Source organism: Streptomyces sp. NPDC054956 (genome assembly GCF_053609185.1).
The window spans coordinates 1-2,497 of the sequence record NZ_JBSGXB010000555.1; the positions used below are offsets into that span (position 1 = coordinate 1).

Here is a 2,497-nt window from a genome sequence, read left to right on the forward strand (position 1 = left end):
GACTCCACCGCGTAAGCCGATCCGCTGGGGCACCAGAGCGGCCCGGACCCGCCCGGCACCGGACACCGCGGGCTGATCCGGCCTGATCCGAAAGACACGCCCTAGGGCTGGACCGCCCGGTGCCACGGGGAGGACGGCGGGCGGCTGCCGGGAGGCTGGGATCCGGCCGGGGGCGCCGTCGTGACGTGCAGGGACGCGTCCAGGCCGAGGGCCGCGGCGACGGACGTGCCGTCCGGCGCGGTCAGGGCCGCGGGTGCGCCCGTATAGAGCATCTGGGACTCGTACCAGGACGGAGCGCCGTCCGGGCCCGATACGCCGATCGTGCCCGTGCCCGCGCGGCCCGTGAGCAGCCGGCCCGCGACGCCGACGGCTCCGTAGCCGCCCTCGCCGCCCGAGTCGGTGACCTGGGAGAACGTCGGCGCGGACCCGCCCGCCGTGGCCAGGCTCGTACCGACGGTGCCCGTGCCGGGCCGGCGGAACCAGAGGCGCACGCCGTCGCCCTGCGCGCTCGCCGAGAGCGGGCCGGTGGTCGCCGGCAGACCGGTCGGGAAGGGGGCGCCGAGCGGGGCGTCCGGGGCCGGCTGGACCCAGGCCAGCACGGACTGGGCCGTGGCCGCGTACACGTGGCGGCGGCCCGCCGCGTCGGTCGCGGCGACCGGGTCGCCCTGCAGACCGGAGCCGCCAAGGGCCTGCCATGCGCCGAAGGCGCCGTCCGGGGTCTCCTGGGCGCTGGCGCGCAGGGTGCGCCGGGAATCGCGTACGTACACGGTCATCCGTCCCGTGCGGTCCACGGCCACGGACGGCGCGCTGATGGCCGACGTGCCGGATATGTCCCCCGTGTCCGGGGTGCCCAGCGACTGCCACGGGCCGAAGGGCCCGTCCGGTACGGCCTGGACGGCGTACACGAGCTCGCGTCCGTACTCCTGGGGGGTGCTCCCCAGGGTGGTGCGGGTGCCGAAGACCGCGATCCTGCCGTCGGGGAGCCGGACCGCCGTCGCGCCCGTGTCGATCCCGGAACCGGGGAGGAACTCGGGTCCCTGCCACGGGGCCTCGGGACCGACGCGCGACCAGTACGCCATCCGGCCGTCCAGGACGGCGAAGGCCCACAGCCGGCCGGCCACTCCGTCGGTCAGCCAGGAGGTGACGTCGCCCCGGCCGTAGCGGATGGTCTGGCTCCATCCGGCGCCGGTCGGCCGGGTCGCGGTCTTGCGGTCGCCGCAGCCGGCGGGGCTGCCGCACCAGTCCTGGTGGTCCGTCCAGGCGTAGGTCTTGAGGTAGCCGAGCTTCTCCTCGGCCGTCTGCGGGTCGAGCGTCGGGGGCAGGGAGCTGTTGGGGTAGCTCACGTAGTTCTGGACCGAGAAGTGCGGGCGGTCAGCCGACTTCGCGTAGCGCTCGGCGGCGGCCTGCACGAAGCGGGCCCCGTACACGTGGTCCTGGTGGTCGAGGAGCGCGCCGCCGCCCTGCGCCCGGCCGGGCGTCGGGTCCTGCGTCCGTATCGTCGTCGGCCGGTACATCGCGAAGACGTCCGCGATGGCCTCGACGACCTGTTCCTTCGTGTAGGAGAACCCCGGCTTCACCGGCGTCCCGGAGGAGGTCTGGGAACCCAGGGCGGGCACCTTGCCGTCCCACAGGCCGCGCAGACTGTCCGGATTGTCGCCGGAGATGCTGCGGGCCTCGCGCAGCTGCATCCATATGAGGTTGACCTCGGGCCGGGCCACGAGGACGTCCACCTCGGCGCTTCCCCCGCCGGCGACGGGTACGGACTTGCGCTGCCAGGCGCTGGTCCGGTTGCCCGTGGCCATCTGCGCGTACGCGGCCCGTATGCCGTTCTGCCGGGCCTCCGCGTAGGCGGCGTGGTCGGCGGGGCCCTCCGGGTCCTGGAGGTTCGGGCTGTGGGCCTCGTTGCGGCCGTCGGACTCGCCGGAGGTCAGGTAGACGGTGGAGACCTTGACGCCCGTCGATATGGAGCGGCTCAGGTCGGGGTTCATGAAGAAGAGGTCGTCGTCGGGATGCGCGACGACCTGGAGGACCGTGCCCTGCGTCACACTCGGCCGGACGGCGGCCTCGGGAGCCGCCGGCTCCTGCTCGCTCCCCGATCCGTAGGCCCAGGCCGTGACCCCGGCGCCGCCGACGGCGAGCGCGGCGAGCAGGGCCGCGAGTCGGGTGCGGCTGGCCAGGGACATCTGCAACGCCTTGAGGATCGGTCCGATGCGCAATTGCGCGGAGGGGCTGGGTCGGTGCCCCGGTGGCCCCGCCGATTCCGGCTGCGACCGGGGCCGATTATGCCTCGCGCGGTTGCGGCTGACACACCCTCAAGAGGCATATGGTGCTATACGGAGTTGAATGCCCGGAATTTCTTGTACGCCCCATTTCGGGACTTCTGGAGGGAGTGCCAAAAGGGGCATTTCGGTAGATTACGGGCCTCAAGTTCCCCGCTCAGTGAGATTTCCGACGTGATGCTCCACGAGGAGCGGGGGCCGTCGCCGCTGTGTGCGGC

General features: G+C 73.4%; 1 protein-coding gene. It reads right to left on the minus strand.

Annotation, left to right across the window (positions count from 1 at the left end):
* Nucleotides 1-101: 101 nt before the first annotated feature.
* Nucleotides 102-2,183, minus strand: coding sequence for a PIG-L family deacetylase (locus ACWGDE_RS38135; protein ID WP_453393674.1), 2,082 nt, complete (start codon nt 2,181-2,183; stop codon nt 102-104).
* Between the last annotated feature and the right edge of the window lie 314 nt (nt 2,184-2,497).